The 22,852-nt window shown below is 60.1% G+C and carries 21 protein-coding genes; 6 read left to right on the top strand and 15 right to left on the bottom strand.

Annotated elements, in window-relative coordinates; translation table 11 throughout:
• Positions 1 to 54 precede the first annotated feature (54 nt).
• Complete coding sequence (locus J2W17_RS20145; RefSeq protein WP_307338152.1) at positions 55 to 624, bottom strand: GNAT family N-acetyltransferase; 570 nt, start codon at positions 622 to 624, stop codon at positions 55 to 57.
• Between the two features lie 85 nt (positions 625 to 709).
• Here J2W17_RS20145 and J2W17_RS20140 point away from each other — a divergent pair, with 85 nt between their 5' ends.
• The gene (locus J2W17_RS20140) at positions 710 to 1,630 is read left to right on the top strand and encodes a histone deacetylase family protein (RefSeq protein WP_307338149.1); all 921 of its coding nucleotides are present in this window, start codon (positions 710 to 712) and stop codon (positions 1,628 to 1,630) included.
• Between the two features lie 281 nt (positions 1,631 to 1,911).
• Positions 1,912 to 3,153 (top strand): TIGR03862 family flavoprotein, encoded by a 1,242-nt coding sequence (locus tag J2W17_RS20135; RefSeq protein WP_307338146.1) that lies wholly within the window; start codon positions 1,912 to 1,914, stop codon positions 3,151 to 3,153.
• A 125-nt stretch (positions 3,154 to 3,278) separates the two neighbouring features.
• Here the strand turns inward: J2W17_RS20135 and J2W17_RS20130 are convergent, their stop codons facing one another.
• Together J2W17_RS20130 and yedA are read right to left on the bottom strand one after the other, a co-directional pair.
• Positions 3,279 to 4,613 carry a DEAD/DEAH box helicase gene (locus J2W17_RS20130; protein WP_307338143.1) on the bottom strand — a complete coding sequence of 445 codons (1,335 nt, stop codon included), beginning with the start codon at positions 4,611 to 4,613 and terminating at the stop codon, positions 3,279 to 3,281.
• 78 nt (positions 4,614 to 4,691) lie between these two features.
• Positions 4,692 to 5,618, bottom strand: coding sequence for a drug/metabolite exporter YedA (yedA, locus tag J2W17_RS20125; RefSeq protein WP_307338140.1), 927 nt, complete (start codon positions 5,616 to 5,618; stop codon positions 4,692 to 4,694).
• A gap of 163 nt (positions 5,619 to 5,781) precedes the next feature.
• On the opposite strand from yedA, the gene J2W17_RS20120 reads away from it, so the two are divergent.
• Positions 5,782 to 6,237 carry an Lrp/AsnC family transcriptional regulator gene (locus J2W17_RS20120; RefSeq protein ID WP_307338136.1) on the top strand — a complete coding sequence of 152 codons (456 nt, stop codon included), beginning with the start codon at positions 5,782 to 5,784 and terminating at the stop codon, positions 6,235 to 6,237.
• 257 nt (positions 6,238 to 6,494) lie between these two features.
• On the opposite strand, the gene J2W17_RS20115 is transcribed toward J2W17_RS20120, so the two are convergent.
• The 3 genes from J2W17_RS20115 to J2W17_RS20105 form a co-directional block, all read right to left on the bottom strand.
• Complete coding sequence (locus tag J2W17_RS20115; protein ID WP_307338133.1) at positions 6,495 to 7,106, bottom strand: 3'-5' exonuclease; 612 nt, start codon at positions 7,104 to 7,106, stop codon at positions 6,495 to 6,497.
• 22 nt (positions 7,107 to 7,128) lie between these two features.
• Positions 7,129 to 7,608 (bottom strand): LabA-like NYN domain-containing protein, encoded by a 480-nt coding sequence (locus tag J2W17_RS20110; protein ID WP_064675757.1) that lies wholly within the window; start codon positions 7,606 to 7,608, stop codon positions 7,129 to 7,131.
• Positions 7,609 to 7,839: 231 nt separating this feature from the next.
• Entirely contained in the window at positions 7,840 to 8,601 is a 762-nt protein-coding gene (locus tag J2W17_RS20105) for a DUF2076 domain-containing protein (protein WP_307338126.1), read from the bottom strand.
• Positions 8,602 to 8,777: 176 nt separating this feature from the next.
• Here J2W17_RS20105 and J2W17_RS20100 point away from each other — a divergent pair, with 176 nt between their 5' ends.
• Together J2W17_RS20100 and J2W17_RS20095 are read left to right on the top strand one after the other, a co-directional pair.
• Positions 8,778 to 9,452: a YciC family protein gene (locus J2W17_RS20100; RefSeq protein ID WP_307338124.1), complete on the top strand. Its 675-nt coding sequence runs from the start codon at positions 8,778 to 8,780 to the stop codon at positions 9,450 to 9,452.
• A gap of 75 nt (positions 9,453 to 9,527) precedes the next feature.
• Positions 9,528 to 10,604 (top strand): endonuclease/exonuclease/phosphatase family protein, encoded by a 1,077-nt coding sequence (locus J2W17_RS20095; RefSeq protein ID WP_307338121.1) that lies wholly within the window; start codon positions 9,528 to 9,530, stop codon positions 10,602 to 10,604.
• 127 nt (positions 10,605 to 10,731) lie between these two features.
• Here J2W17_RS20095 and J2W17_RS20090 read toward each other — a convergent pair whose 3' ends face one another.
• From J2W17_RS20090 to J2W17_RS20065, 6 genes are all read right to left on the bottom strand, one after another.
• Positions 10,732 to 11,157 (bottom strand): RidA family protein, encoded by a 426-nt coding sequence (locus tag J2W17_RS20090; RefSeq protein ID WP_128874422.1) that lies wholly within the window; start codon positions 11,155 to 11,157, stop codon positions 10,732 to 10,734.
• Positions 11,158 to 11,299: 142 nt separating this feature from the next.
• Positions 11,300 to 12,565, bottom strand: coding sequence for a flavin-containing monooxygenase (locus J2W17_RS20085; RefSeq protein ID WP_307338114.1), 1,266 nt, complete (start codon positions 12,563 to 12,565; stop codon positions 11,300 to 11,302).
• A gap of 562 nt (positions 12,566 to 13,127) precedes the next feature.
• Positions 13,128 to 14,510: an aspartate aminotransferase family protein gene (locus J2W17_RS20080; RefSeq protein ID WP_307338110.1), complete on the bottom strand. Its 1,383-nt coding sequence runs from the start codon at positions 14,508 to 14,510 to the stop codon at positions 13,128 to 13,130.
• A gap of 28 nt (positions 14,511 to 14,538) precedes the next feature.
• The gene (locus J2W17_RS20075) at positions 14,539 to 15,984 is read right to left on the bottom strand and encodes an APC family permease (protein ID WP_307338107.1); all 1,446 of its coding nucleotides are present in this window, start codon (positions 15,982 to 15,984) and stop codon (positions 14,539 to 14,541) included.
• Between the two features lie 101 nt (positions 15,985 to 16,085).
• Positions 16,086 to 17,141: an ABC transporter substrate-binding protein gene (locus J2W17_RS20070; RefSeq protein ID WP_373459999.1), complete on the bottom strand. Its 1,056-nt coding sequence runs from the start codon at positions 17,139 to 17,141 to the stop codon at positions 16,086 to 16,088.
• 148 nt (positions 17,142 to 17,289) lie between these two features.
• A complete protein-coding gene (locus tag J2W17_RS20065) occupies positions 17,290 to 18,780 on the bottom strand; it encodes an aldehyde dehydrogenase (protein WP_307338104.1) in 1,491 nt (496 codons plus the stop codon).
• 229 nt (positions 18,781 to 19,009) lie between these two features.
• On the opposite strand from J2W17_RS20065, the gene J2W17_RS20060 reads away from it, so the two are divergent.
• Positions 19,010 to 19,930: a LysR family transcriptional regulator gene (locus tag J2W17_RS20060; protein ID WP_307338101.1), complete on the top strand. Its 921-nt coding sequence runs from the start codon at positions 19,010 to 19,012 to the stop codon at positions 19,928 to 19,930.
• 344 nt (positions 19,931 to 20,274) lie between these two features.
• Here the strand turns inward: J2W17_RS20060 and argE are convergent, their stop codons facing one another.
• The 3 genes from argE to J2W17_RS20045 all read right to left on the bottom strand — a co-directional run bounded on the left by argE (position 20,275) and on the right by J2W17_RS20045 (position 22,585).
• Positions 20,275 to 21,438, bottom strand: a complete 1,164-nt coding sequence (gene argE, locus J2W17_RS20055) for an acetylornithine deacetylase (protein WP_307338099.1) — start codon at positions 21,436 to 21,438, stop codon at positions 20,275 to 20,277.
• The gene (locus J2W17_RS20050) at positions 21,431 to 22,108 is read right to left on the bottom strand and encodes a DUF1028 domain-containing protein (protein WP_307338096.1); all 678 of its coding nucleotides are present in this window, start codon (positions 22,106 to 22,108) and stop codon (positions 21,431 to 21,433) included. Before J2W17_RS20050 ends, argE begins: the two co-directional genes overlap by 8 nt.
• Before the next feature lie 117 nt (positions 22,109 to 22,225).
• Complete coding sequence (locus J2W17_RS20045; RefSeq protein WP_307338094.1) at positions 22,226 to 22,585, bottom strand: DUF6124 family protein; 360 nt, start codon at positions 22,583 to 22,585, stop codon at positions 22,226 to 22,228.
• Positions 22,586 to 22,852: the final 267 nt, after the last annotated feature.

Genomic DNA, 22,852 nt, shown 5'->3' with positions numbered 1-22,852 from the left:
CGATTCAATTTCCGGCCAGGGCCCATGAGAGCCATTGTAAACGTCCGTGTCAGCTTATCCATGCAAGGTTTGCAGCCATTGTCCACGAGTGATGCGGTACAGCACATGGTGACGCAGGGGATGATCGCATGCGAGTTTCGGATGGTCGAAATCATCGGCTGAATCATGGTGCATGCCGATAGCCTGCATGACCTTTTGCGAAGGCATATTCGTATCAGTGGTGAAGGACACGACTTCATCCAGCGCCAATCGGTCAAAGCCGCAGCGCAGAGCGGTCCACGCCGCTTCACTGGCGTAGCCCAGGCCCCAATGCTCCCGGGCCAGGCGCCAGCCGATTTCGGTGGCCGGGGTAAATGGCGCGTCGAAGCCGACTACGCCCAAGCCGGTAAACCCGATAAAGGCGCCGGTGTCCTTGCGCTCCAGCGCCCAGAGACCGAAACCATGCTCGGCAAAGTGCCCCCGAATCCGTCCGATCAGCGCAGCACTTTGCAGTCGGCTCAAGGGTGCCGGAAAATAGCGCATCACCTGCGGATCGGCGCACATCGCCGCAAACGCTGGCAAATCTTCGTCACGCCATTGCCGCAACAACAGTCGCGCGCTCTCGAGTTGCAGTATCGGCTCCATCGCATCTCCCTTTCCCATGCCGCAAGTCTAGATCGCTGGTAGGATCCTTCATTCATTCCTACATGCCTTCCCAGATAACTCAGTCATGCCCCTGCCGTTGATCTACCACGAAGACTACAGCCCCGAGTTCCCGGCGGATCACCGTTTCCCCATGGACAAGTTTCGCCTGCTGCGCGATCACCTGGTGGACAGCGGACTGACCCGGGACACCGACCTGCTGCGCCCGGACCTCTGCCCGCCAGAGATTCTCGCCCTCGCGCATGACCCTGCGTATATCGAACGCTACATGGGCGGCGAGTTGTCCCGCGAAGACCAGCGGCGTCTCGGCCTGCCCTGGAGCGAAGCCCTGGCCCGGCGTACGGTGCGGGCGGTTGGCGGCTCCCTGCTGGCGGCCGAGCAGGCGCTGGAACATGGCTTGGCCTGTCATCTGGCGGGCGGCACCCACCATGCGCACTACGATCATCCCGCCGGCTTCTGCATCTTCAATGACCTGGCGGTGATCAGCCATTTTCTGCTGGAAAGTGGCCGTGTGAATCGGGTGCTGATCTTCGACTGCGATGTGCATCAGGGTGACGGCACTGCTCGAATCCTGCACAACACGCCGGAGGCCATCACTGTTTCCCTGCACTGCGAAAAGAATTTTCCTGCACGCAAGGCCGAAAGCGACTGGGACATTCCCCTGCCGATGGGCATGGGCGATGCCGATTACCTGAAGGTCGTGGACGATGCGCTCAACTATTTGCTGCCGTTGTACCAGCCTGACCTGGTGCTGTATGACGCCGGTGTCGATGTGCATAAAGATGACGCACTCGGCTACCTGAAGCTGACGGACGAAGGCGTCGCCGCCCGCGATGAAAGCGTGATGCGTCATTGCCTGGGCCGGGATATTCCGGTGGTGGGGGTAATAGGTGGTGGCTACAGCAAGGACCGCAAGGCTTTGGCGCGGCGGCATGGAATCCTGCATCACAGCGCGCAAAAGGTCTGGCAGTCATCAGGTTGTCATTGAGGTGTGGGCCTTTACCCACAATGGCTGTGGAACCGCCTGTGGATAACCTGAGTGAAAGGGGCTGCAGGCCAGGCTGGGTATAGGCTTCAAAGTGGTGGTTGTTTTTTGATCAGGGTTTGAATCGACACACCGACCCTGTGGGAGCGAGCCTGCTCGCGAAGAGGCCTTCAGATCCAAAGCCGATGTCGACTGATCCACCGCTTTCGCGAGCAGGCTCGCTCCCACAGGGATCTGTGCTGGTAGAATGCCCGGCTTCATTCCGCCGAACCGCAGCGCATTCCATGACCCAACCCTCGACTTCCCTCCCCCCTCAAGTCGCCATCATCGGCGGCGGCCCCGCCGGCCTGATGGCGGCTGAAGTGTTGAGCCAGGCCGGGATAAAGGTCGACCTGTACGACGGCATGCCTTCGGTCGGGCGAAAATTCCTCCTGGCCGGGGTCGGTGGCATGAACATCACCCACTCCGAAGCCTACCCGGCGTTTCTTTCGCGCTACGCCGAACGGGCACCACAGATTGCGCCGCTGTTGCGCTCATTCGGCGCCGACGCACTGTGCCAATGGATTCATGACCTGGGCATCGACACCTTCGTCGGTAGCTCCGGCCGGGTGTTTCCGACCGACATGAAAGCCGCGCCGCTGCTGCGCGCCTGGCTCAAACGCCTGCGAGACGCCGGAGTAGTTATCCACACCCGCCATCGCTGGCTCGGCTGGAACAGCGATGGCAGTCTGAAAGTGTCCTGCCCCGACGGTGAAAAAAACCTTCAACCGGCCGCGACCTTGTTGGCCCTCGGCGGCGGCAGCTGGTCGCGCCTCGGTTCGGACGGTGCCTGGATGTTGCCACTGGAGCAGCGCGGCGTGGAACTGGCGCCTCTACAACCAAGCAACTGCGGCTTCGAAGTGCAGGCCTGGAGCGAGTTGATGGTGAGTAAGTTCGCCGGTGCTCCATTGAAAAATATCGCGATCGGGCTTAATGACGACGTTCCGCGGCTCGGGGAATGCGTGATTACCGCGACGGGTATTGAAGGCAGCCTGGTCTATGCCCTGTCAGCGCCGATCCGCGAAGCCATCAACCTGCAGGGCTCGGCGACTGTTCATCTCGACCTCATGCCGGGCAAGCCTGTGGATAAGATTGAAGCGGCGCTGCGCAAGCCTCGGGGTTCGCGCTCCATGGCCAAACACCTGCACAGTCAGCTTGGGCTCGATGGCGTGAAAGCGGCGTTGCTACGGGAGGTGACGGCGACCGAAAGCTTCGCTGATCCGGCATTGCTGGCCGGAGCGATCAAGGCATTGCCCCTGACTTTGGTGAAAACCCGCCCGCTGGACGAGGCCATCAGCACCGCCGGTGGGGTGATGTTCGAATCGATGGATGAGCGTTTGATGCTCAAGCAACTGCCTGGCGTGTTCTGCGCCGGGGAGATGCTGGATTGGGAGGCGCCGACGGGCGGCTATCTGCTGACCGCGTGTTTCGCCAGTGGGCGAGCGGCTGGGTTGGGGATGGTGGAGTGGTTGCAGCGCAAGGGCTGAAGACCGAGGCGCCTCCTTCGCGAGCAAGCTTGCTCCTACAGGTGGCCGAGTTCTTCCAAAGAGAATTCGGTCACCTGTAGGAGCAAGCTTGCTCGCGAAGGCGGCATAACTGATGCCGCATTAACTCAAGGCTTACGCTTACGCGGCCCAGTGTTGAACACCGGCACTTTTCGCACAGGCTTGATCGAAGGTTCCGGCGCCGACGCATCACCGCTCTCGACCCATTTACCCAGGTTGCGCTTGCCGCCGCTTGAGGTCTTTGGCTTTTTCGGTTTTTTCGGCTTCTTGACCACCTGACCGCTGGCATCGGTGTCCGGCACGCGGTGCTCGGGCTCGAAATCCTGTTCCATCTGGCGAGTCAGCGTCTGACGGGTCAAGGTCTCGATGGCCGACAGCAGATTCACTTCATCGGCGCACACCAGGGAAATGGCCTCCCCGGTGGCACCCGCGCGACCAGTCCGGCCGATCCGGTGGATATAGTCTTCGGCCACGATCGGCAGGTCGAAATTGACCACCAACGGCAAGTCTTCGATATCCAGGCCACGGGCCGCGACGTCGGTGGCTACCAGTATCTGCACTTCGCTGAGTTTGAAGCGATCCAGTGCGCGTTGGCGGGTTGCCTGGGGTTTGTCGCCATGGATGCCATCGGCATTGATGCCCAGGCCCTGGAGTTTTTCCACCAAGGCGTCCACGCCGTTGCGGGTCTTGGCGAACACCAGCACCTGCTTCCACTTGCCCTTGCGCATCAAGTGCACGAACAGCTCCGGCTTGCGCTTCTTGTCCACCGTGACCACCCACTGTTTAACAGTGTTGGCCGCAACGTTGCGCGGGCTGACTTCGATGCTCAGCGGATCGTTGAGCATTTGCCCGGCCAGCAGACGAATCGCATCAGAGAAGGTCGCGGAGAACAGCAGCGTCTGACGTTTCTTCGGCAGCACCCGGTAAATATTCCCCAGCTCCTCGGAAAAGCCCAGGTCGAGCATCCGATCGGCTTCGTCCAGCACCAGGGTTTGCAGCTGGTTGAACTTCAGCGCGTTCTGGCGGAACAGGTCAAGCAAGCGGCCAGGGGTCGCCACCAACAGGTCGACACCTTTGCGCAGCTTCATCATTTGCGGATTGATGCTGACGCCGCCGTACACCGCATAGGTGCTCAACGGCAGGTTCTCGGCGTATTGACGCACGGCCTCGTGTACCTGTTCCGCCAGCTCGCGAGTGGGCACCAGGATCAAGGCGCGCACCGAATTGGCGGTGACTTTCGGCCCCTCCATGGCCAGCAACTGCAGGAGCGGCAACGCGAAACCGGCGGTCTTGCCAGTGCCGGTCTGGGCAGCGGCCATCAGGTCGCGACCCGCCAGCACCGCCGGAATGGCTTGCGCCTGAACCGGGGTCGGAGTCTGGTAGCCGAGCGTCTCGAGAGAGCGCAGCAAGGGTTCGATCAGGCCAAGGGAGGCGAAAGTCATGGGATTACCGTAGGAAAATTCAGCGCGGGTTTTTCAAAAAAAGTGTGCAAAACAAGATGCAATGGCGCGCAGTTTACCCTAATTCACGCTCGATTCTGCCTGCACTACGGCAGCAGGCCTTTCGGGAGCCCGGCGCCACTGCGGCAAACCGATCAACACCACGGCACTGATGATCACCAACATGGCCAGGGCTTCTTCGATACCAATGGTCTCGCCCACAAACACGATCCCCAACAACACCGCCACCGCCGGGTTGACATAGGCATAACTGGTGGCTGCCGCCGGACGCACGTTTTTCAACAGGTACATATAAGCGTTGAAGGCGATGATCGAACCGAAGAACGTCAAATAGGCCAAGGCTGCCCAACCTTCGATCGGCGGCATGGCTTGCAGATGCTCACCGCTCAGTGCGCTGCCGATCAGCAGCGCCACGCCGCCGACCAGCATTTCCACGGCACTGGCCATTGCGCCCTGGGGCAACGGCAAGTGTTTGCTCCACACCGACCCAAAGGCCCAGGACGCGGCCGCGAAGATCAGCAAGGCGGCGCCCAGCGGGCTGGATTGCAGGTTAGAGCCGAGGTTGAGCATGGCAATACCGATGAGGCCGAGCGCAATCCCGGCCCATTCGAGACGGGTGTTACGCGCGCCCCAGAAATAGCCGCAGAGCAAGGTAAACAATGGCACCGTCGCCACCGCCAGCGCGGCCACGCCAGAGGCCACGCCCATGTGTTCCGCCACACTGACCCCGCCGTTGCCGCAGGTCAGCAGCAAAATCCCGATGATCCCCGCGGCTTTCCATTGCGCCCAGGTCGGTGCCGGTGCCCCGCGCCAGCGCAGGAAGGCATACATCAGCGAACCGGCGATCACAAAACGAATACCGGCAAGCAGCAACGGCGGCCAGTACTCCACGCCGATGCGAATCACCAGGTAAGTCGAGCCCCAAATCACGTACAACGCAAAAAAGGCGGCGATCAGCGGTAAGGGAAAACGACGTAGGCCAGGCATTGGGCAGCTCGCAGGCAAGACAAGTGAACAGCTATTCTAGAAAGGCAAACAGCAGAAAATAAGTTACAAAACCTTTTTATAGCGCCGGTACACTTTTCAAAACACGGAGATCAGCGCTATAAACCGTGCTTTCGAAAGTCGCGCATTTTTCAGGAGCAAGATGATGGATAAATACGACCGCATGCTCCTCAGTGCCCTACTGGAAAATGGTCGTGCGTCCTACGCCGACCTCGCGCGCAAGGTCAACCTGTCCGCCCCGGCGGTGGCCGAACGCGTGGCCAAACTCGAAGCCTGCGGGGTGATCACCGGTTACCAGGCAAAAGTCGACATGTCCAAGCTCGGCCTGCCGATCCAGTGCGTCATCGAACTGCGCCTGAACCAGCACGGCAACCAGAAGGCCTACGACGAGCTGATCAAAATCCCGCAACTGACGGAGTGCCACCGGGTGACAGGCGATCCGTGCGTGATCATGCAGGCGGCGGTGGGGTCGATGCCGGAACTGGAGGAGTTGATCAACCGGATTGCCAAGTTCGGCTTCAGCAAAACGTCGATCGTATTGTCGAGCGCGATAGAGAAGCGGGTGCCGTTGGGGCAGCTGGAAGGGAATGGCAAGGCTTGATAGAACACGGTCCCTGTAGGAGCTGGCTTGCCAGCGAAGGCGATTTACCATTCAACATTAATGTCGAAAGATAACCCCGGCAGACCCGAAGGTCACCCCGTACACAGCCACATAAATCGTTAAACACAAGGTTTGAGATTGAACACCGACCTTGTAGGGGCCGGCTTGCTGGCGATAGCGGCGTGTCAGTCGACATCACTTTTGAATGATGAACCGCTATCGCCAGCAAGCCGGCTCCTACAGGGTTGATGTGCGATTCAAAATCCGCGATGGCGCTTGAGGTGCTCGTTGATCTTCGCCGCCGGCACTTTCTGCAGGCTCACCAGCAGCTCATGGGACAACTTGCGCAACCCATGTTTCTGCCGCAACTCCTGGGCCAGGTGCGCCGTCAGGTTGGCCGCCATTTCGGCATCGGCCATGGCCCGGTGAGCCTGGCCGGTGTGGGGCAGCTTGGCGAAGGTGGTGAGGGTGCCGAGTTTGTGGTTCGGCGCAGCGGGCATCAGGCGACGGGCGAGGAGCAGCGAGCAGGCAAAGTTCTGCAAACGCGTACGTTTGATCCGCCCCAGCTCGAAGTCCCAGAACTTCTGGTCGAACGCGGCGTTGTGGGCCAGCAGCGGGGTGATGCCGACGAACTCGTTGACCTCGTTCATCACCTGTTCGGCCGATGGCGCGGTGCGCAACATGGCATTGCTGATGCCGGTGAGCTGCTCGATGAAGGCCGGCACACGCACGCCGGCGTTCATCAGGCTCTGGTAACGCTCGACGATGCGCCCCTGTTCAAGAATCACCACGGCGATTTCCGTGGCCCGGCAACTGCTGCTCGGGGAGATCCCGGTGGTTTCAAAGTCGATGACTGCTATGCGTTCCAAACCTGTTTCAACTCCGTAAAAATCAATTCTTGAGCAACAACGCGCCTTCGATCGGCACATAACGGCTGGCGGCGCGGATCAGCGAGTTGGCTGTCAGGCCCGGCACGCCGTAGGCCACCGCTTGCACCCCGTGTTTGGCGATGATGCGCTCCAGCAGCATGTCGAAATCACCGTCACCGGAGGCCAGCACCACTTCGTCGACATGATCGGCGGCGTCCATGATATCGAGGGTGATGCCCACGTCCCAGTCGCCCTTGGCGGAGCCGTCGCTGCGCTGGATGTAGGGCTTGAGCTTCACGGTGAAACCGAGGTTGCGCAGGATCTGCTGGAACTGCTGCTGCTTGCTGTCGCCGCGATCGATCGCGTAGGCATAGGCCTCGACGATCTCCCCCTGCTTGCTGATGTCAGCCCACAGCGCGGCATAGTTGAAGTGGCAACCATAGGCCTGACGCACGGTGTAATAGAGGTTCTGGACATCGGCGAATACTGCGATCTTTTTCACCGTGCATCCTCATTGGGGCGCTGGCGCGCGGACAGGACCGGGCACCAGGCCCGAAAAGATGACCAGTATGCCAGCCTGAAGGAGTGTTCCGCGAATAATCGGCCCTGTGGCGAGGGAGCTTGCTCCCGCTGGACTGCGCAGCAGGCCCCTTGGGTACTGAAGTAAGGAGGGGCGCTTCGCACTGGAGCGCCATCCCGGCCCAGCGGGAGCAAGCTTCCTCACCACAGGGAGTCATACGAAGGAATCGTCGTCGCCGCCGAAGAACGATGAGCTGTCATCGCTGTAGTCGGCATCGGCAAAGCCGCCCTGGTCGTTGGCGTTGTTGTCAGCCACCCGCTGGTCGTCGCCCCAGCCATTGCCACTGTCGCCTTGATCGTTGACCTGGGCCGGCTCTTCCTTGATGACCTCAACCACTTCCGGCTGTTGTTCGTGGTGGAACAGACTGCTGATGCCTTGTGCCAGCATCACGCCACCCGCCACGCCAGCCGCCGTTTTCAGCGCCCCGCCGAGAAAACCGCTGCCGGGCTGTTGTTGCGGCGCATAGTTCTGCTGACCTGGTGCGGCGCCGAAGTTTTGCTGCGGCGGCTGCGAGTTGAATGACGGCCGCGCCGGTTCACGCCAGCCACCCCCGCTCGATGCCGGGGGACTTTGGGTTGGCGCAGGTTGAGGATCGCGGGAACCGCCACCGAAAATGCTCGACAGAAAACCACCACCGCTGGTTGCCGGCGTTGCCGGCTGCGTCTTGGCCGATTGCAGTTCTGCCTGCAATTGCCGGATTTGTCCGGCGAGTTGCTTGTTCTGGTCGTCGAGGCTCTTGATGGCTGCCTCTTGCACCAGAATCGCCTGGGTCATGAAATAGCCTGCCGCTGGCTGGCGAGTCAGGTGTTCCTTGATCCGCGCCTCGGCCTGGGCATCGCGCGGGGCTGAGTCCGTTTCGGCCTGTTGCAGCCGGGAAAACAGTCCATCGATCAGGGTTTGTTCTTCGCTGTTCATGGCGACCTCTAGATTGCCGGGATTTCGTCGCCCTTTTCCGCTTCGGAAAAGGTGCCCTTCCGTAATGGAGGCTGATACAGGATGTTTCAATGACCTTTACCGAACGTTTACGTTTGCGCCCCGAAGGGCTTCATCGGTTAAAGTGGAGCACTGCTTTCAACCTGCGATACCGACTGATGAATCCGTTAGATGTACTGCGTGACTCCCTGTATTTCTTCAAGCGCAATCTGGGCCAGATCGTTCAACTGTGCCTGCCGCTGGTGATCTTCGAAGCGCTGCTGCAACAAGTGGTCGACCATTCCACCGGGCCGGACAGTTTCCCCGGGATCGGCGTGATGGTCGGCTTGCTGGTCTATCCACTGTACACCGCCGCGCTGATTCTGTTTCTCGATGCCCGCAGCCGTGGCGAGTCCCCGCGCAACCGTGACCTGCTGGCCATGTCCGCGACCTTGTGGCCGCGTTTCGCCCTGCTCACCGCGCTCAATACCCTGCTGATACTGATCGGCCTGTCGCTGTATTTCCTGCCGGGCATCTGGCTGATGGTGACGCTGGCGTTCGGCGAATACCTGCTGGTGTTGCGCGGCATGGCCCCGCTGGCGGCGATGAAGGAAAGCCTGCGTCTGACCCGCGGCAATTTCCTGCGCATCCTGGCTTGCATTCTGTGTGTGATGGCCCCGTTGTGGCTGCTCAAGGGCGTGACGTTGGAGGTCTATCCGGAACCACAGAACCTGGCGGTTGCCGTGCTGATCGACAGTGCCCACAGCTTTTTGCAACTGTTCACCAGCGTGGTGCTGTTCCGCTTGTTCATGCTGATCAGCGTCGTGCCAGAGAAAACCGACGGGCCACTCTGACCGCTCTACCCCATGGGCTTGGCCCCGGCTCTCGGTTATGCTCGGGGCAACTTTTGTAACGCGATAAGCCGAGCCATGACCCGTCTACTGCGCTACACCCTGCTGGCCCTGCTGCTCGCCTGCCTGATGGGCGTATTGATCTACAGCCTGACCTGGCGCCCCGAAGCCAGGGAAGCGCTGCCGATCAATTGCAGCGCCAACGCGCCATCCCTGGTCCCCGGCCAGGCGCTGAAGGTGATGACCTGGAACGTTCAGTTTCTGGCGGGCAAGCGTTATGTGTTCTGGAATGACCTGGCCGCCGGCAACGACGAAAGCCCCACCGCCGAAGACATGGCCTTCAGTCTCGATGAGGTGGCACGGGTGATCCGTGACGAGCAGCCAGACATCGTGCTGTTGCAAGAGCTCGACGACGGCGCCAAGGCCACCGACTACCAGAACCAGCTCAAACTGCTCCAGGAACGGCTCGCCGACCTGTATCCATGCAGCACGCATGCCTTCGACTGGAAGGCCGAATTCGTGCCTGAACCGCACATCTTCGGCAGTGTCGGCCGGCAACTGGCGACCCTCAGCCGCTACCGGATCGGACACGCCGAACGCCTGCAACTGCCCGTGGTGCCAGCCAACCTGATCAGCCGCCAGTTCAAGCCGAAAAACGCCATGTTGCTCGCGTATCTGCCGTTGAGCGATGGTAATCAGGTTGCGGTGCTCAATACCCATCTGGACCGTGTCATCCCCCCCGACGATACATTGCAAGCCCAGGTGAGCGCCGTGGCCAAAGTCCTCGACAAGCTCGAAAGCCGCGGTACGCCATGGCTGATTGGCGGTGACTTCGACCTGTTGCCGCTGGGGCAATATCGACGCCTGCCCGACGCGCAACGCACGGTCTACTCCGCCGACAGCGCGCTGCATGTGTTGTGGGACAAGTACCCGATGATCCCGACCAACAACGAAGCCAGCGGTGTCGACCGGGCGCGCTGGCTGACCCATTATCCGAATGATCCGGGCTTGAACGGCCCGGACCGCACGGTCGATTACCTGTTCTACAGCCCGCGGCTCAAACGGGTCGAGGCAACGGTGAGGCAGGATGACACGTTGCGCATTTCCGATCATTTGCCGGTGATTGCGCGGTTCCTCCTGCCCGCTGCGCCATAACAACCACCTCATAACCTGTGGGAGCGAGCCAGCTCGCGAAGGTCGTCAACGAATACGTGCCCTGTCTGAATGAACGCGTTGCCTGGACGTTTTTCGCGAGCAGGCTCGCTCCCACAGAGAGCGGGGTTTACTTCGCTTGCCAGTCGTCCGGGATGACGGCGATCACATCGATTTCCATCAGCCACTGCGGTTGGCCGAGCCCGGAAATCACCAATCCGGTCGAGATCGGGAACACACCTTTCAGCCACTTGCCCACGACCTGATAAACCGGCTCGCGGTAACGCGGGTCGATGATGTAAGTGGTGGTTTTGACGATATGGGAAAGGTCGCTCCCCGCCTCTTCCAGCAGCTGTTTGACGTTTTTCATCGCCTGTTCGGCTTGTGCACCCGGGTCGCCAAGCCCCACCAGGTTGCCATCGAAATCGGTGCCGATCTGGCCGCGCACATACACCGTGTTGCCGGCCCGTACAGCCTGGCAAAGATCATTGTCCAGCGACTGGTTGGGATAGGTGTCCTTGGTATTGAACATGCGAATGCGGGTGTGAGTAGGCATCAACTGAGTCCCCTGAAACTTGAGTGATGAAGGTTTGGATCGGGAATGGCCAAGGGACCATTCCCTCGATCGATTCCCTTGCCTTGAGTTCGTTGTTGTCTGTTCTATTGCTTTCGCCGACAAGCCGGTCTCGCGCCCACCTTTAACGCTGTGACGGGTCGCGGTATTCGAGGTACTGGCGCTGGGTGGCAATGTGGCCAGCGACATGTTTGGCGTCATGCCAAACGCCCCAGATAAAGCTCGATCCGCGACGCGACAGCCACGGCAGCCCCACAAAGTAGACACCTGGCTCGTTCGAGACCCCACGCTGATGACGCGGCTTGCCCTTCTCGTCAAAGGTGTCGACTTGCAGCCAGCTGTAATCGACGGCGTAGCCGGTGGCCCAAATGATTGAGGTGATGCCCGCCTCGGCCAGATTCAGTTCGAGAATCGGGTTGCTGACGCACTCTGGATCGGGAAGCATGAACCTGGCTTCGGGTTCTTCCGGGAGGTCGAGTCCGTTGCGTGCGATGTAGGCATCCGCCGCGTCCAGCAGCGACAGGTAATTCGCGTCGCCCGCAGCGATGTTGCGCGCCAGATCCTGCTGAAAAGTCACCACCCCGTCGTTGAACGATCGGGTCAGCCCCACCAGGGTCACGCCTTGTTTGGCGAGCCCACGAAAATCGACGGTCTGCCCGCCACGCGCACCGCTCACTGCGATGGTGACGTGCTCACGTCCCGGCTCCATCACTTCGGCATCCCAAAGCCCCAGCACCCCCAGCCACCAGCAAAAGTCACGGTTGCGATAGGCGCGAGGCGGACGGTCATGCTGGCCGACCGACAGGTAGACTTGTTTACCTGCACGCTGCAATTCATCGGCGATCTGCACACCGGAAGAGCCTGCACCGACCACCAGCACTCCGCCCTCGGGCAGCTGTTGCGGGTTGAAATACTCGGCCGAGTGAATCTGCAAGATCGTGCTGTCTTTCGGCGCAATCGGCGGAATGACCGGACGCTGGAAAGGACCGGTCGCGGCCACCACGCGATTGGCCTGAATCACGCCATCGGAGGTTTCGATGGTGAAGCCTGGACGATCGCTGTTGCGCACCACTTTCCTGACTTCCACGCCGGTACGAATCGGCGCTTCGAACTTCTCGGCGTAGGCTTCGAAGTAAGCCGCTACGCGATCCTTAGAAGCGAAGGCATCGGGCTCCAGGTCTTCGAAGGCCAGTCCGGGAAAGCGGTCATGCCAGACCGGGCCGTTGGCCACCAGCGAATCCCAACGCCCGGTGCGCCACGCTTCAGCGATGCGGTTACGCTCCAGCACCAGGTGCGGCACCCCGAGTTTGCTCAGGTGTTCGCTCATGGCGACGCCAGCCTGGCCGGCCCCAACGACAAGCGTATCTATTTCTATCTTTTTATCATTCATGCTTGTGTCCTTCAGAGAGGCGACTATGGCGCGGCAAGTCGCGACAGTTCAGCTGTTTCAACAATTAATTCCGCGTAGACAACTTTGCTGGCGGGGTCGTTTTATTTTGCTTGGCGAATGCCAATAGCGAAAATATGATTTTTGTAGTTGTTGCCCATGAAAAAACTAACTAAAAACTCAACTCGGTATTAACTGGATAAACGCAAAACCCTGTAGGAGCGAGCTCGCTCGCGATGGTCGTGAACGATAACGCGTAAAACCAGACACCCAGTGGCGTCCTCTGGTTTTTCGCGAGCAAGCTCGCTCCTACAAAGTTACGGTATTGTAGGAGCGAGCTCGCTCGCGATGGTCGTGAACGATAACGCGCAAAACCAGACACCCAGTGGCGTCCTCTGGTTTTTCGCGAGCAAGCTCGCTCCTACAAAGTTACGGTGTTGTAGGAGCGAGCTCGCTCGCGATGGTCGTGAGCGATAACGCGTAAAACCAGACAGCCAGGGGCGTCCTCTGGTTTTTCGCGAGCAAGCTCGCTCCTACAAAGTTAAGGCGTGCCTATAATAATTACTTAAAGCACGCCAATTTCCTGAGCAGTTCTATCAACAGCAATCTTCGTCTTGCCAACCAGTTCATCAATTTCACCGCGCGTGGCGATCAGTGCCGGCGCCATGATCATGCGGCCCAGGGTCGAGCGAATAATCACGCCTTCTTCAAAACCGATCGTGCGGCAGCGCCAGGTGATGTCGCCTTCGTTGGCAAAGCGCTTGCGGGTCGCCTTGTCCTGGGCAAACTGCAACGCCGCCACCAGGCCGACACCCTGAATCTCACCCACCAGCGGGTGATTGCCAAACACCTCCCGCAGGCACTGTTGCAGGTACGGGCCGGTGTCATTTTTCACTTGGGCGACCACGCCCTCATCACGCAGCGCCGTGAGGTTGGCGATAGCGACCGCGGCCGCTACCGGGTGACCGGAATAGGTCAGGCCGTGGGCAAACACGCCGCCCTGCTCCACCAGCACCTCGGCCATGCGCCGGCTGAGAATCAGGCCGCCCATCGGGATGTAACCCGAGGTCAGGCCCTTGGCGATCGACAGGGTGTCCGGCTCGAAATCAAAGTGTTGGTGCGCGAACCATTCACCGGTACGCCCGAAGCCACCGATCACCTCGTCCGCACACAGCAGCACGTCGTACTTGCGGCAGATGCGCTGGATTTGCGGCCAGTAGCTCTCTGGCGGGAAGATCATGCCGCCAGCGCCCTGGAACGGCTCGGCGATGAAGGCAGCGACGTTCTCCGCGCCCAGTTCGAGAATCTTGGTCTCCAGCTGCCGGGCCGCGCGCAAGCCGAATTCGGCGGGCGTCAGATTACCTTCATGGCCAAACCAGTACGGTTCATCGATGTGCGCGACATCCGGAATCACACCGCCCATTTCGTGCATGAACTTCATGCCGCCCATCGCGCTGGCGGCCAGGGTAGAGCCGTGGTATCCGTTCCAGCGACCGATCATGATCTTCTTCTGCGGCTTGCCGAGCACCTGCCAGTAACGGCGTACGGTACGGATCAGTACCTCGTTGGCTTCAGAGCCGGAGTTGGTGTAGATCGCGTGGCTGTAGTGCCTGGGCAGCAAGCTGAACAGCAGCTCGGACAGCTCTACCACCGCCGGGTGAGTGGTGTGGAAGAACATGTTGTAGTACGGCAATTGCTCCAACTGACGGGTCGCCGCCGCGGCGAGATCCTTGCGTCCGTAGCCGAGGTTGGTGCACCACAGACCAGACATGCCATCGAGGTAACGATTGCCGTCGTTATCCCACAGATGCAGGCGGTCGCCACCGACAATCACGCGCGGCCCCTCTTCGTTCAACGCCTTCTGATCGAGGAATGCGTGGATGTGGTGGGCGGCATCGGCCGCCTGGTAATCCTTGGTTTCGCGCTGAGGTTTGTAGTCTGTTGTCATTTCTTATTCTCCTGAAGTGAAAAAAGGTTCAGTTCCCGGACACCGTAACGATCGGCGTCATCTTCGGCACGTCATTGCCTTGCGATTCGTTTTGAATGAGCGGCTCCGGCGTAAACAGCGGTTTGCGCATCACGAACTTGACCCATACGACGGCAATCAGCGAAATCACGCCCAGCACCACGCCGGCACAGCCAAAAATACTGGCGGTCATCTCCGGAGTTGGCGACACGTGGTAGATCGCAAACAGCATGCCGGCGATGCCAATGACTTGTGGCCAAGGATAGAACGGTGAGCGGAATGGACGGGCCAGATGGGGATAGCGGCGGCGCAAGGCGATCACATCGATGTGCACGATGATGTAGGCCAGCAGCCAGGCCAGTGCGGCGGCCAACAGCAGCAGGCTGATGGCTGCCGCGTCGTGCCCCAGAATGAGAATCGGCAGGCCGGTGATCGCAGCAACAAAAAGCACCGCCACCCAAGGCGTACGGCCACGAGCGGTGAGTTTCTTGAATTGCGGGAAGGCCTGGCCGTTTTGCGCCATGCCGTAGAGCATGCGCGGCAACGCCGCCAAGGACGAGTTCACGGTGCTGCAAGTGGCGGTAATGGCGGCGACGACGAGGAACAACTTGCCTGCCTCACCGAAAACCGTGGTGGCGAGCAGGTAGTGAGGCAGCGCATCACTGGCCAGTTGCTCACGTGGAATGCACAGCAGCGCGCCAAAGCAGTACAGCGCGATCACGCCGAAGATCACGGTCAAACCGATGATCATCGAACGCGGAATATTGCGCTCGGGATTGCGGGTTTCTTCCACCAGCGGACAAACGAACTCAGCCCCGACAAATCCCCACACCGCCATGGCCGCCAGGGTGATTGCGCCGAATTCCAATGGGTTCCAACCCTGATCGAGCGGCAACTGCAGACTGGCCTGACCGTTGCTCAGCGAAGCCAGCCCCATGGCGACGAGGATCACCACCATCACCAGCGCCAGCACGTTCTGCAGCTTGGCGAACACATCAATGCCGAACAAATTCAAAACGGTGAACAGCCCCAACACCCCGTAGGCCACCAGCATGTGCGGAATGACATCCGGGTAGACCTTGCTGATCACCAAATCCAGCAACAGCAGCTCGGCAGAAAGCGCGAACATCGCCACCACCATGTACCCCGAGAAGGTCGCCAGAATGGCCGGGAAATGCCCGATCGCCACTTCCGTGTAACTGCTGAGGCTGCCCGCCTTCGGAATCATCAGGGCCAGTTCGGAGAACGACCAGGCGTAGGTGATTGCCAGCACATACGCGATGGCCAACGGAATGATAAAACCGAAACCGGCGATGCCCGCGCCTTGCAGCATCAGCACCATGACGCCCTGCGAGACCACGACGCCTACCGCAACGGCCAGCAATGAACCCAGCCCCAGGACCCGGCGCAATCCGCCGGACTGTCCCTGGGTGGACGCGGTTGTACTTGAACTCATGACAAACTCCCCGTGTTTTCTTTTTGTTGATCGCCTTCACCTGGAAGGCAGGGATAAACATCGCGACTCATCCTTGAGTGGCGATTGTCGACAGCAGCGGCTTAGCGGGCCGCCCAGGCGTTGAAACGTTCCTCGAGTTCTTCACCGTGATCGACCCAGAACGTGGCATCGACCAGCTGACCTTCAGCCAGATTGGCCTGAGCCGTGGGCAATTGGGCGAGCGTGTCGGCCGGTAACTGCGCCAGCACATCCTTGCGGATCGGTCCGTAGGGAATCTGCGTGGAGAACGACTTCTGCCCACTCGCCTGGCTGGCAAACTTGATAAAACGCTCCGCCAGCGCCTTGTTCGGACTGCCGCGAACGATGGCCCAGTGATCGGGATCGTAGAGGTGGCCGTTCCATGAAATGGCCAGTTTCGAACCTTCCTTTTGCGCCACGGCAATCCGGCCGTTGTAGGCCGCCGACATCACGACGTCGCCTGCCGCGAGCCATTGCGGTGGTTGCGCTCCGGCTTCCCACCACTGGATCGAGGGCTTGATCTGGTCGAGCTTGTGAAACGCCCGATCCACGCCTGCCTTGGTGCCCAGCACGGTGTACAGGTCATCCTGTTTGACCCCGTCGGCGAGCAGCGCCACTTCCAGCGTGTACTTGGCGCCCTTGCGCAGGCCGCGCTTGCCAGGAAATTGCTGCAGGTTCCACATGTCCGCCCAGGAGGTTGGCGCCGCGCTCACCTTGTTCGAGTTGTAGGCGAGCACCATCGACCAGACATAACTGGCCACGCCGCACTCGCTGACTGCGCCAGGCAGGTAGTTTTTTGAATCGCCGATCAGTGCCGGATCCAGCCGTTCGAACAGCCCTTCTTCACAGCCTCGCAGCAGCTCAGGGCTTTCGACTTCGACCACATCCCAACTGACCTGGCCCACATCGACCATGGCTTTGACTTTGGACAGTTCTCCGCTGTACTCGCCAACGACAACTTTGCCGGCGCCACTTTGTTCAAAGGGTTTGAAATAAGCCCCCTCTTGTGCTGCCTTGGTGGCACCGCCGAACGAAATGACCGTAAGACTTTCGGAGTGCGCAACAACGGGCACGGTCAATACCAGAAGCGCCGTTAAACCCGCCGCTGCTGTAACACTCGAAGACGAATATCTGAACATGAAAGCTCCCTCACTTTTTAATTGTGGTTAGTTACTGAGGCAGTCACGGCCACGCAGCCGCAAGTACGCGGAAGACTCTCCGCGTGGTGACATCTTTTTATTCTTAAACCGCACACTATTGGCATGCGGTTAATTGTTCAGGAGACGCTCAACGCAATTGAAACCAGGTGGTTTTCAATTGGGTGTATTTATCTAACGAGTGCAACGACAGGTCCCGGCCAAAACCCGATTGCTTGCCGCCACCGAAGGGCACGCTGACATCGAGGGCATCCACGGTATTCACCGAAACGGTGCCGGCCTTCAGCGCCCGTGCAACCCGGTGCGCGCGATTCAGGTCATCGCTCCACACTGAGGCGGCCAGCCCATAGATGCTGTCGTTGGCCAGCCGCACCGCTTGCTCTTCAGTGTCGAACGTGGAAATCGCCAGCACCGGCCCGAACACCTCTTCGCGCGACAGGTGCGAATCATGATCGACGTCGGCAAAAATGGTCGGCTCGATAAAGTTGTCGGAACCGTTGAAGCTCAAGCGACGGCCGCCGGTGAGCAGTCGGGCCCCGTCTGCGTGGGCGCGTTCGATAAAGCTCATCACCCGCGAGGCCTGTGCCGAATCGACAATGGCGCCAGCGGCGCTCGCGGGATTCAGTGGATCGCCGGGCATCCAGGCTTTGGCTTTTTCCAACAGACGCTCGATAAATTCATCCTTGATCGAACGCTGCACATACAGCCGTGAGTTGGCCGAGCAGACCTCGCCCTGATTGAAGAAGATGCCGAATGCCGCTTTCTCCGCCGCCAGATCAAGATCCCGGCAATCGTCGAACACCAGGCTCGGGCTCTTGCCGCCGCACTCAAGCCAGACCTGCTTGAGGTTCGATTGCGCGGCGTATTGCATGAAATATTTGCCCACCTGAGTGGAACCGGTGAACACCAGGCAATCGACATCAGGATGCAGGCCCAGCGCCTTGCCGGCGGACTCGCCGAGTCCGGGCAGTACGTTCAGCACGCCGGGCGGCAAACCGGCTTCCAGCGCCAACTCGGCCAGACGCAGTGCTGAAAAGGGTGATTGCTCGGCGGGCTTGAGCACCACGCTATTGCCGGCCGCCAGGGCCGGTGCCAGTTTCCAGGCCGCCATGTCGAGCGGAAAGTTCCACGGCACCACGGCCGCCACCACGCCCAGCGCTTCACGGGTAATGGTCGCCAGCGCCGAGGACGCCGTCGGCGCGACTTGATCGTAAAGCTTGTCCAGCGATTCGCCGTACCAGGCGAACACATGGGCGGCGCCGGGGACGTCGATGTTGTAGGCATCCATCACCGGTTTGCCCATGTTCAGCGAGTCGAGCAAGGCTAGCTCTTCGCGATGGGTCAGCACCAGTTCGGACAGACGCAGCATCACCCGCTTGCGCTCAATCGGTGCCATCCGCGCCCAAGGGCCTTCGTTGAAAGCACGACGCGCACTGCGCACGGCCAGTTCCACTTCCACTTCGCCACACGCGGCGACACGGGCAAGCAGCTGATTGGTCGCCGGGTTCATCGAGTCGAATGTCGCGCCCGAAGACGCAGCCACCTGCCGGCCATCGATCAAGGCGTTGTCAGGGAAGGTTTGCCGGGCAGCTCGTTGCTGCCAATAGTCGAGGTCGAACACGCTACGCTCCCTTTACGACCGCCAGGGTGGTCGGGGTTGTTATCAGAGGTTGTAGAGATAGTGCGGCAACCGTGCGCAGAGGAAAATTATTAAAAATGTGCTCGGGGTATAAGAAAAAACTGGGTAAGCGCTAACCCAGTCCGGATCCCGCATAGGGTAAGGTTCAGTCAACAATCTGTGCGATGGCCATCCGGTCTTTCAGCGCAAAACAGAGCAGAACGAGGTGCGTGTGGCTTCCTATACATTGCGGCAACTCAAGTATTTCGTCACAACGGTAGAAGCCGGTAGCGTCGCTGAGGCCTCGCGGCAGCTGTATATCGCGCAGCCCTCGGTTTCGACGGCGATCAAGGGTCTGGAAGAGTCGTTCAACGTCCAGCTGTTCATCCGCCACCACGCCCAGGGCGTTTCGCTGACGCCCACCGGCACGCGCTTCTATCACAAGGCGCAAGAGCTGCTGCGCATGGCCAGGGAGTTTGAACAGAATGCGCTGGCCGATAACGACACGGTGTCCGGGCAGATCGATATCGGCTGCTTCGAGACCGTCGCCCCGCTGTACCTGCCGCAACTGATCGCCGGCTTTCGCAAGCTTTACCCGGGCGTGGACATTCGTATTCGCGATGGCGAGCAACAGGAGCTGGTGCAGGGCTTGACCGCTGGCACTTTCGATGTGGCGTTCCTCTACGATCACGGGCTGGACGGCACCATCCAGACCACGCCGCTGATGCCACCGCAGAAGCCTTACGTCCTGTTGCCTGAAGGGCATCGCTTTGCCGACCAGAAGGAGGTATCGCTACGGGACCTGTGCAGCGAGCCGATGATTCTTCTGGATGTGCAACCTAGCCGGACCTACTTTGTCAGCCTGTTCCACGAACTGGAGCTGACGCCCAACATCGTGTTCAGCTCGCCCTCGATCGAAATGGTGCGCGGCATGGTCGGCCAGGGGTTCGGCTTCTCGATCCTGGTCACCCGACCGCATTCGGAGTGCACTTACGATGGAAAGAAGGTGATCTCGGTGAACATCAAAGAGCCGGTCACAATGTCCGGCCTGGCGTCGGCCCATCTAAAACGCAGTCAACTGACCAAGCCCGCGCAGTTGTTCGTGGACTTCTGCCGCGAACAACTGAGCCAGAAAGTCGCAGCCCCCCTGTAGGAGCGAGCTTGCTCGCGAAAAACCTGCAGGCACCGCGTTCATTCAGACAGCACGCGTCATCGTTAACGACCATCGCGAGCAAGCTCGCTCCTACAGTTAGTTCGCGTCGGCGCACAGATTGTAGGAGCGAGCTTGCTCGCGAAAAACCTGCAGGCGCTGCGTTTATTCAGACAGCACGCGTTATCGTTAACGACCATTGGGAGCAAGCTCGCTCCTACAGTTAGTTCGCGTCGGCGCACAGATTGTAGGAGCGAGCTTGCTCGCGAAAAACCTGCAGGCGCCGCGTTTATTCAGACAGCACGCGTTATCGTTAACGACCATCGCGAGCAAGCTCGCTCCTACAGTTAGATGTCGCCACACAAGTAGTCGGCCAAGCGCAGCAGCATCCCATCGCAGCCATTCAACTGATCCAGCGCAATGAACTCGTCAGGCTTATGCCCTTGATCCATGCTGCCCGGACCGCAGACCACCGTGGGAATGCCAGCCTGATCAAACAGCCCACCCTCGGTGCCAAACGCGACCGTTCCAAACGCTGAAGAGTTGCTTAACAGCGCCAGCAGCCGCGCCGCTTCACTCTCGGGCGGGGTTGCCAAGCCGGGATAAGCGCTCAGTGGCCGCAGGCGAATGTCGGTGTCCGCCTGCACCGCGCGCATCTTGGGCAACACATGCTCGTGGGCGAACGCTTGCAACTGATCCGCCACGTCCTGAGCATCGAAGTCCGGCAGCGCCCTGACCTCGAAATCGAACTCACATTCTGCGGGAACAATGTTCAGCGCCCGGCCACCTTTGATCACACCCGTTTGCACCGTAGAAAACGGCGGATCAAAACGCTGATCGTGGTTGTCGGGATGCGCCAGCTGCTCACCGATCACACCCAGCCGGCCAATCAACTGTGCCGCATATTCGATCGCGTTCACCCCGTAAGGCGCATACGCCGAATGGCACGCCGCACCGAGCACTTCGCAGCGCATCGCCAGTTTGCCCTTGTGGCCGAGCACAGGCTTGAGCTCTGTCGGTTCGCCGATCAGGCACAATCGGGGTTTAAATGGCCGCTTCTCCAGCTCGGCCAGCATCGGCCTGACACCCAGGCAACCGACTTCTTCATCATAGGAAAAGGCCAGGTGCACCGGCGTCAGAAGCGCACGCTGCACAAAGGTCGGGACCGCCGCGAGGACCGAGGCGATAAAGCCTTTCATGTCTGCGGTGCCACGTCCGTACAGGCGCCCATCCTTTTCAGTCAGCCGGAACGGATCGACCGTCCACGCCTGCCCGTCAACCGGCACCACATCGGTGTGACCGGAGAGCACCACGCCACCCGAGGCAAGCGGGCCGATGGTCGCAAACAGATTCGCCTTGGTGCCTTCTTCGTTGAAGAAGAGCTCACTCTGAACCCCGTGGTCGGCCAGATAAGCCTCGATGAAACGAATCAACTCAAGGTTGGAATCGCGGCTGACAGTGGCAAAACCAATCAGGCGCTCCAGCAGCTCGCGACTGGATGCATCACTCATCCCCAGGCACTCCGTAGCTCGGCGCCGTCGTCGGGTTGAGCGCGCGAGTCAGGTAGTCCTGCATTTGTGGCCGGTACGCCTGCCAGAGACCAGCGAGTTGCCCGAGGGGATCTTCCTCGGCCCAGTCCACCCGCAAGTCGATGATCGGCCAGGTGTGGTCACCCACCACTTTCAGCGCGGCTGAGTGAACCGGTCCCGCCTCGCCACCGGCCGCCATGGCCGCGTGCATGGCCGCCAGCAAACGGTCCGCCAACTGACCCGGCTCGGCCTCGAACGCCTCGACCATGGCCTCGATGACTCGCACATCGCTGAGCAGGTTACCCGCCGCGACACATTGCTCGCCTTTCACTGCGCTGTGCACGCCCAACGACTCCTTGCCGCTGAACAGCGCAATCCGGCCTGACGCATCGATCACCGTGACCTGTCGGTACTGGCTCCAGCCGTTGGACGTGAGTGCCTTGTCCAGTGCCGCGTCAGGTTCCAGATGCTGATGCTCCAGCAGGTCCAGGATCTGCGGGCCTAACGCCGGCAGCGTAATGTTCTGCGTGGACACCGCACCCACACCCGCCCTCGCCCAAGGGCAGCGTGCGCCGACCGCAATGCTCGAAGAACTGATGGCAATACCGAGCTGCCCGGTTTCAGGGCAGCGTCCGATAATCGAGAACGTCATGACTCACTCCTTAAAATTCCAATGCACGCGCCATTGCATTCTGTGCATGCACTGGAATCGGAGAAAGCAGGTTTTTTGTGGCTTTGGGGAAGGAAAAAACTGGTCAGCCCCGCAGGCTTACCCGGGTGGATCAATCTGATCCAGTACCCGATTCGCCGTGATCTCCGCCAGCATCACGCTGTTGGAAATACCCAGCAGCGCATTGCGCGATCCGCCGTCGAGGTGATCGACCAATTGATGGACCATCACATCCACCGAGGCCAGGGTTTCGACCAGATACACCACAAGGGTTTCGGTTGTGGCCTCTGGGTCGACGGTAAACAGGTTGTTGGGTGTGCGCGGCGTGGCTTTGATGTCGGCCATCGAGGGGAAGTGGAAGTTGAGGGCGCGTTCGGCGGCCTCGTTGAGTTTTTTGGAATAGGGTTCGTATGGGGATGCCGGATCGGTGTCCGGCGGATTAGGTGAAGGCTTGATCATAGACTGAAACTCCCAAATATATGGAGCCGTCACCGACCTGCGACTAAACAGGGGGTGGCAGCTGTACGCAGGTTAGTCGACCGGGGGAGTATCAAACCGGCGCGCCCGAAGGCGCCCTGCGCACAGCTACCATGGAGTGCAGGCATGAACCTGACTGTCTGATCGCATATGCGCGTTGATATACCCTCGAGCGACTAAACCCGATCACTGATGAGCAGTGACAAGAATCAAGTTACCGATGGCCTCCAAAGCGCACAAGCCGGCGGA

This window comes from Pseudomonas lini (assembly GCF_030812475.1).
In the GTDB taxonomy this organism is placed as follows: Bacteria; Pseudomonadota; Gammaproteobacteria; order Pseudomonadales; family Pseudomonadaceae; genus Aquipseudomonas; species Aquipseudomonas lini_A.
This window is presented reverse-complemented; position numbering and strand designations above follow the sequence as displayed.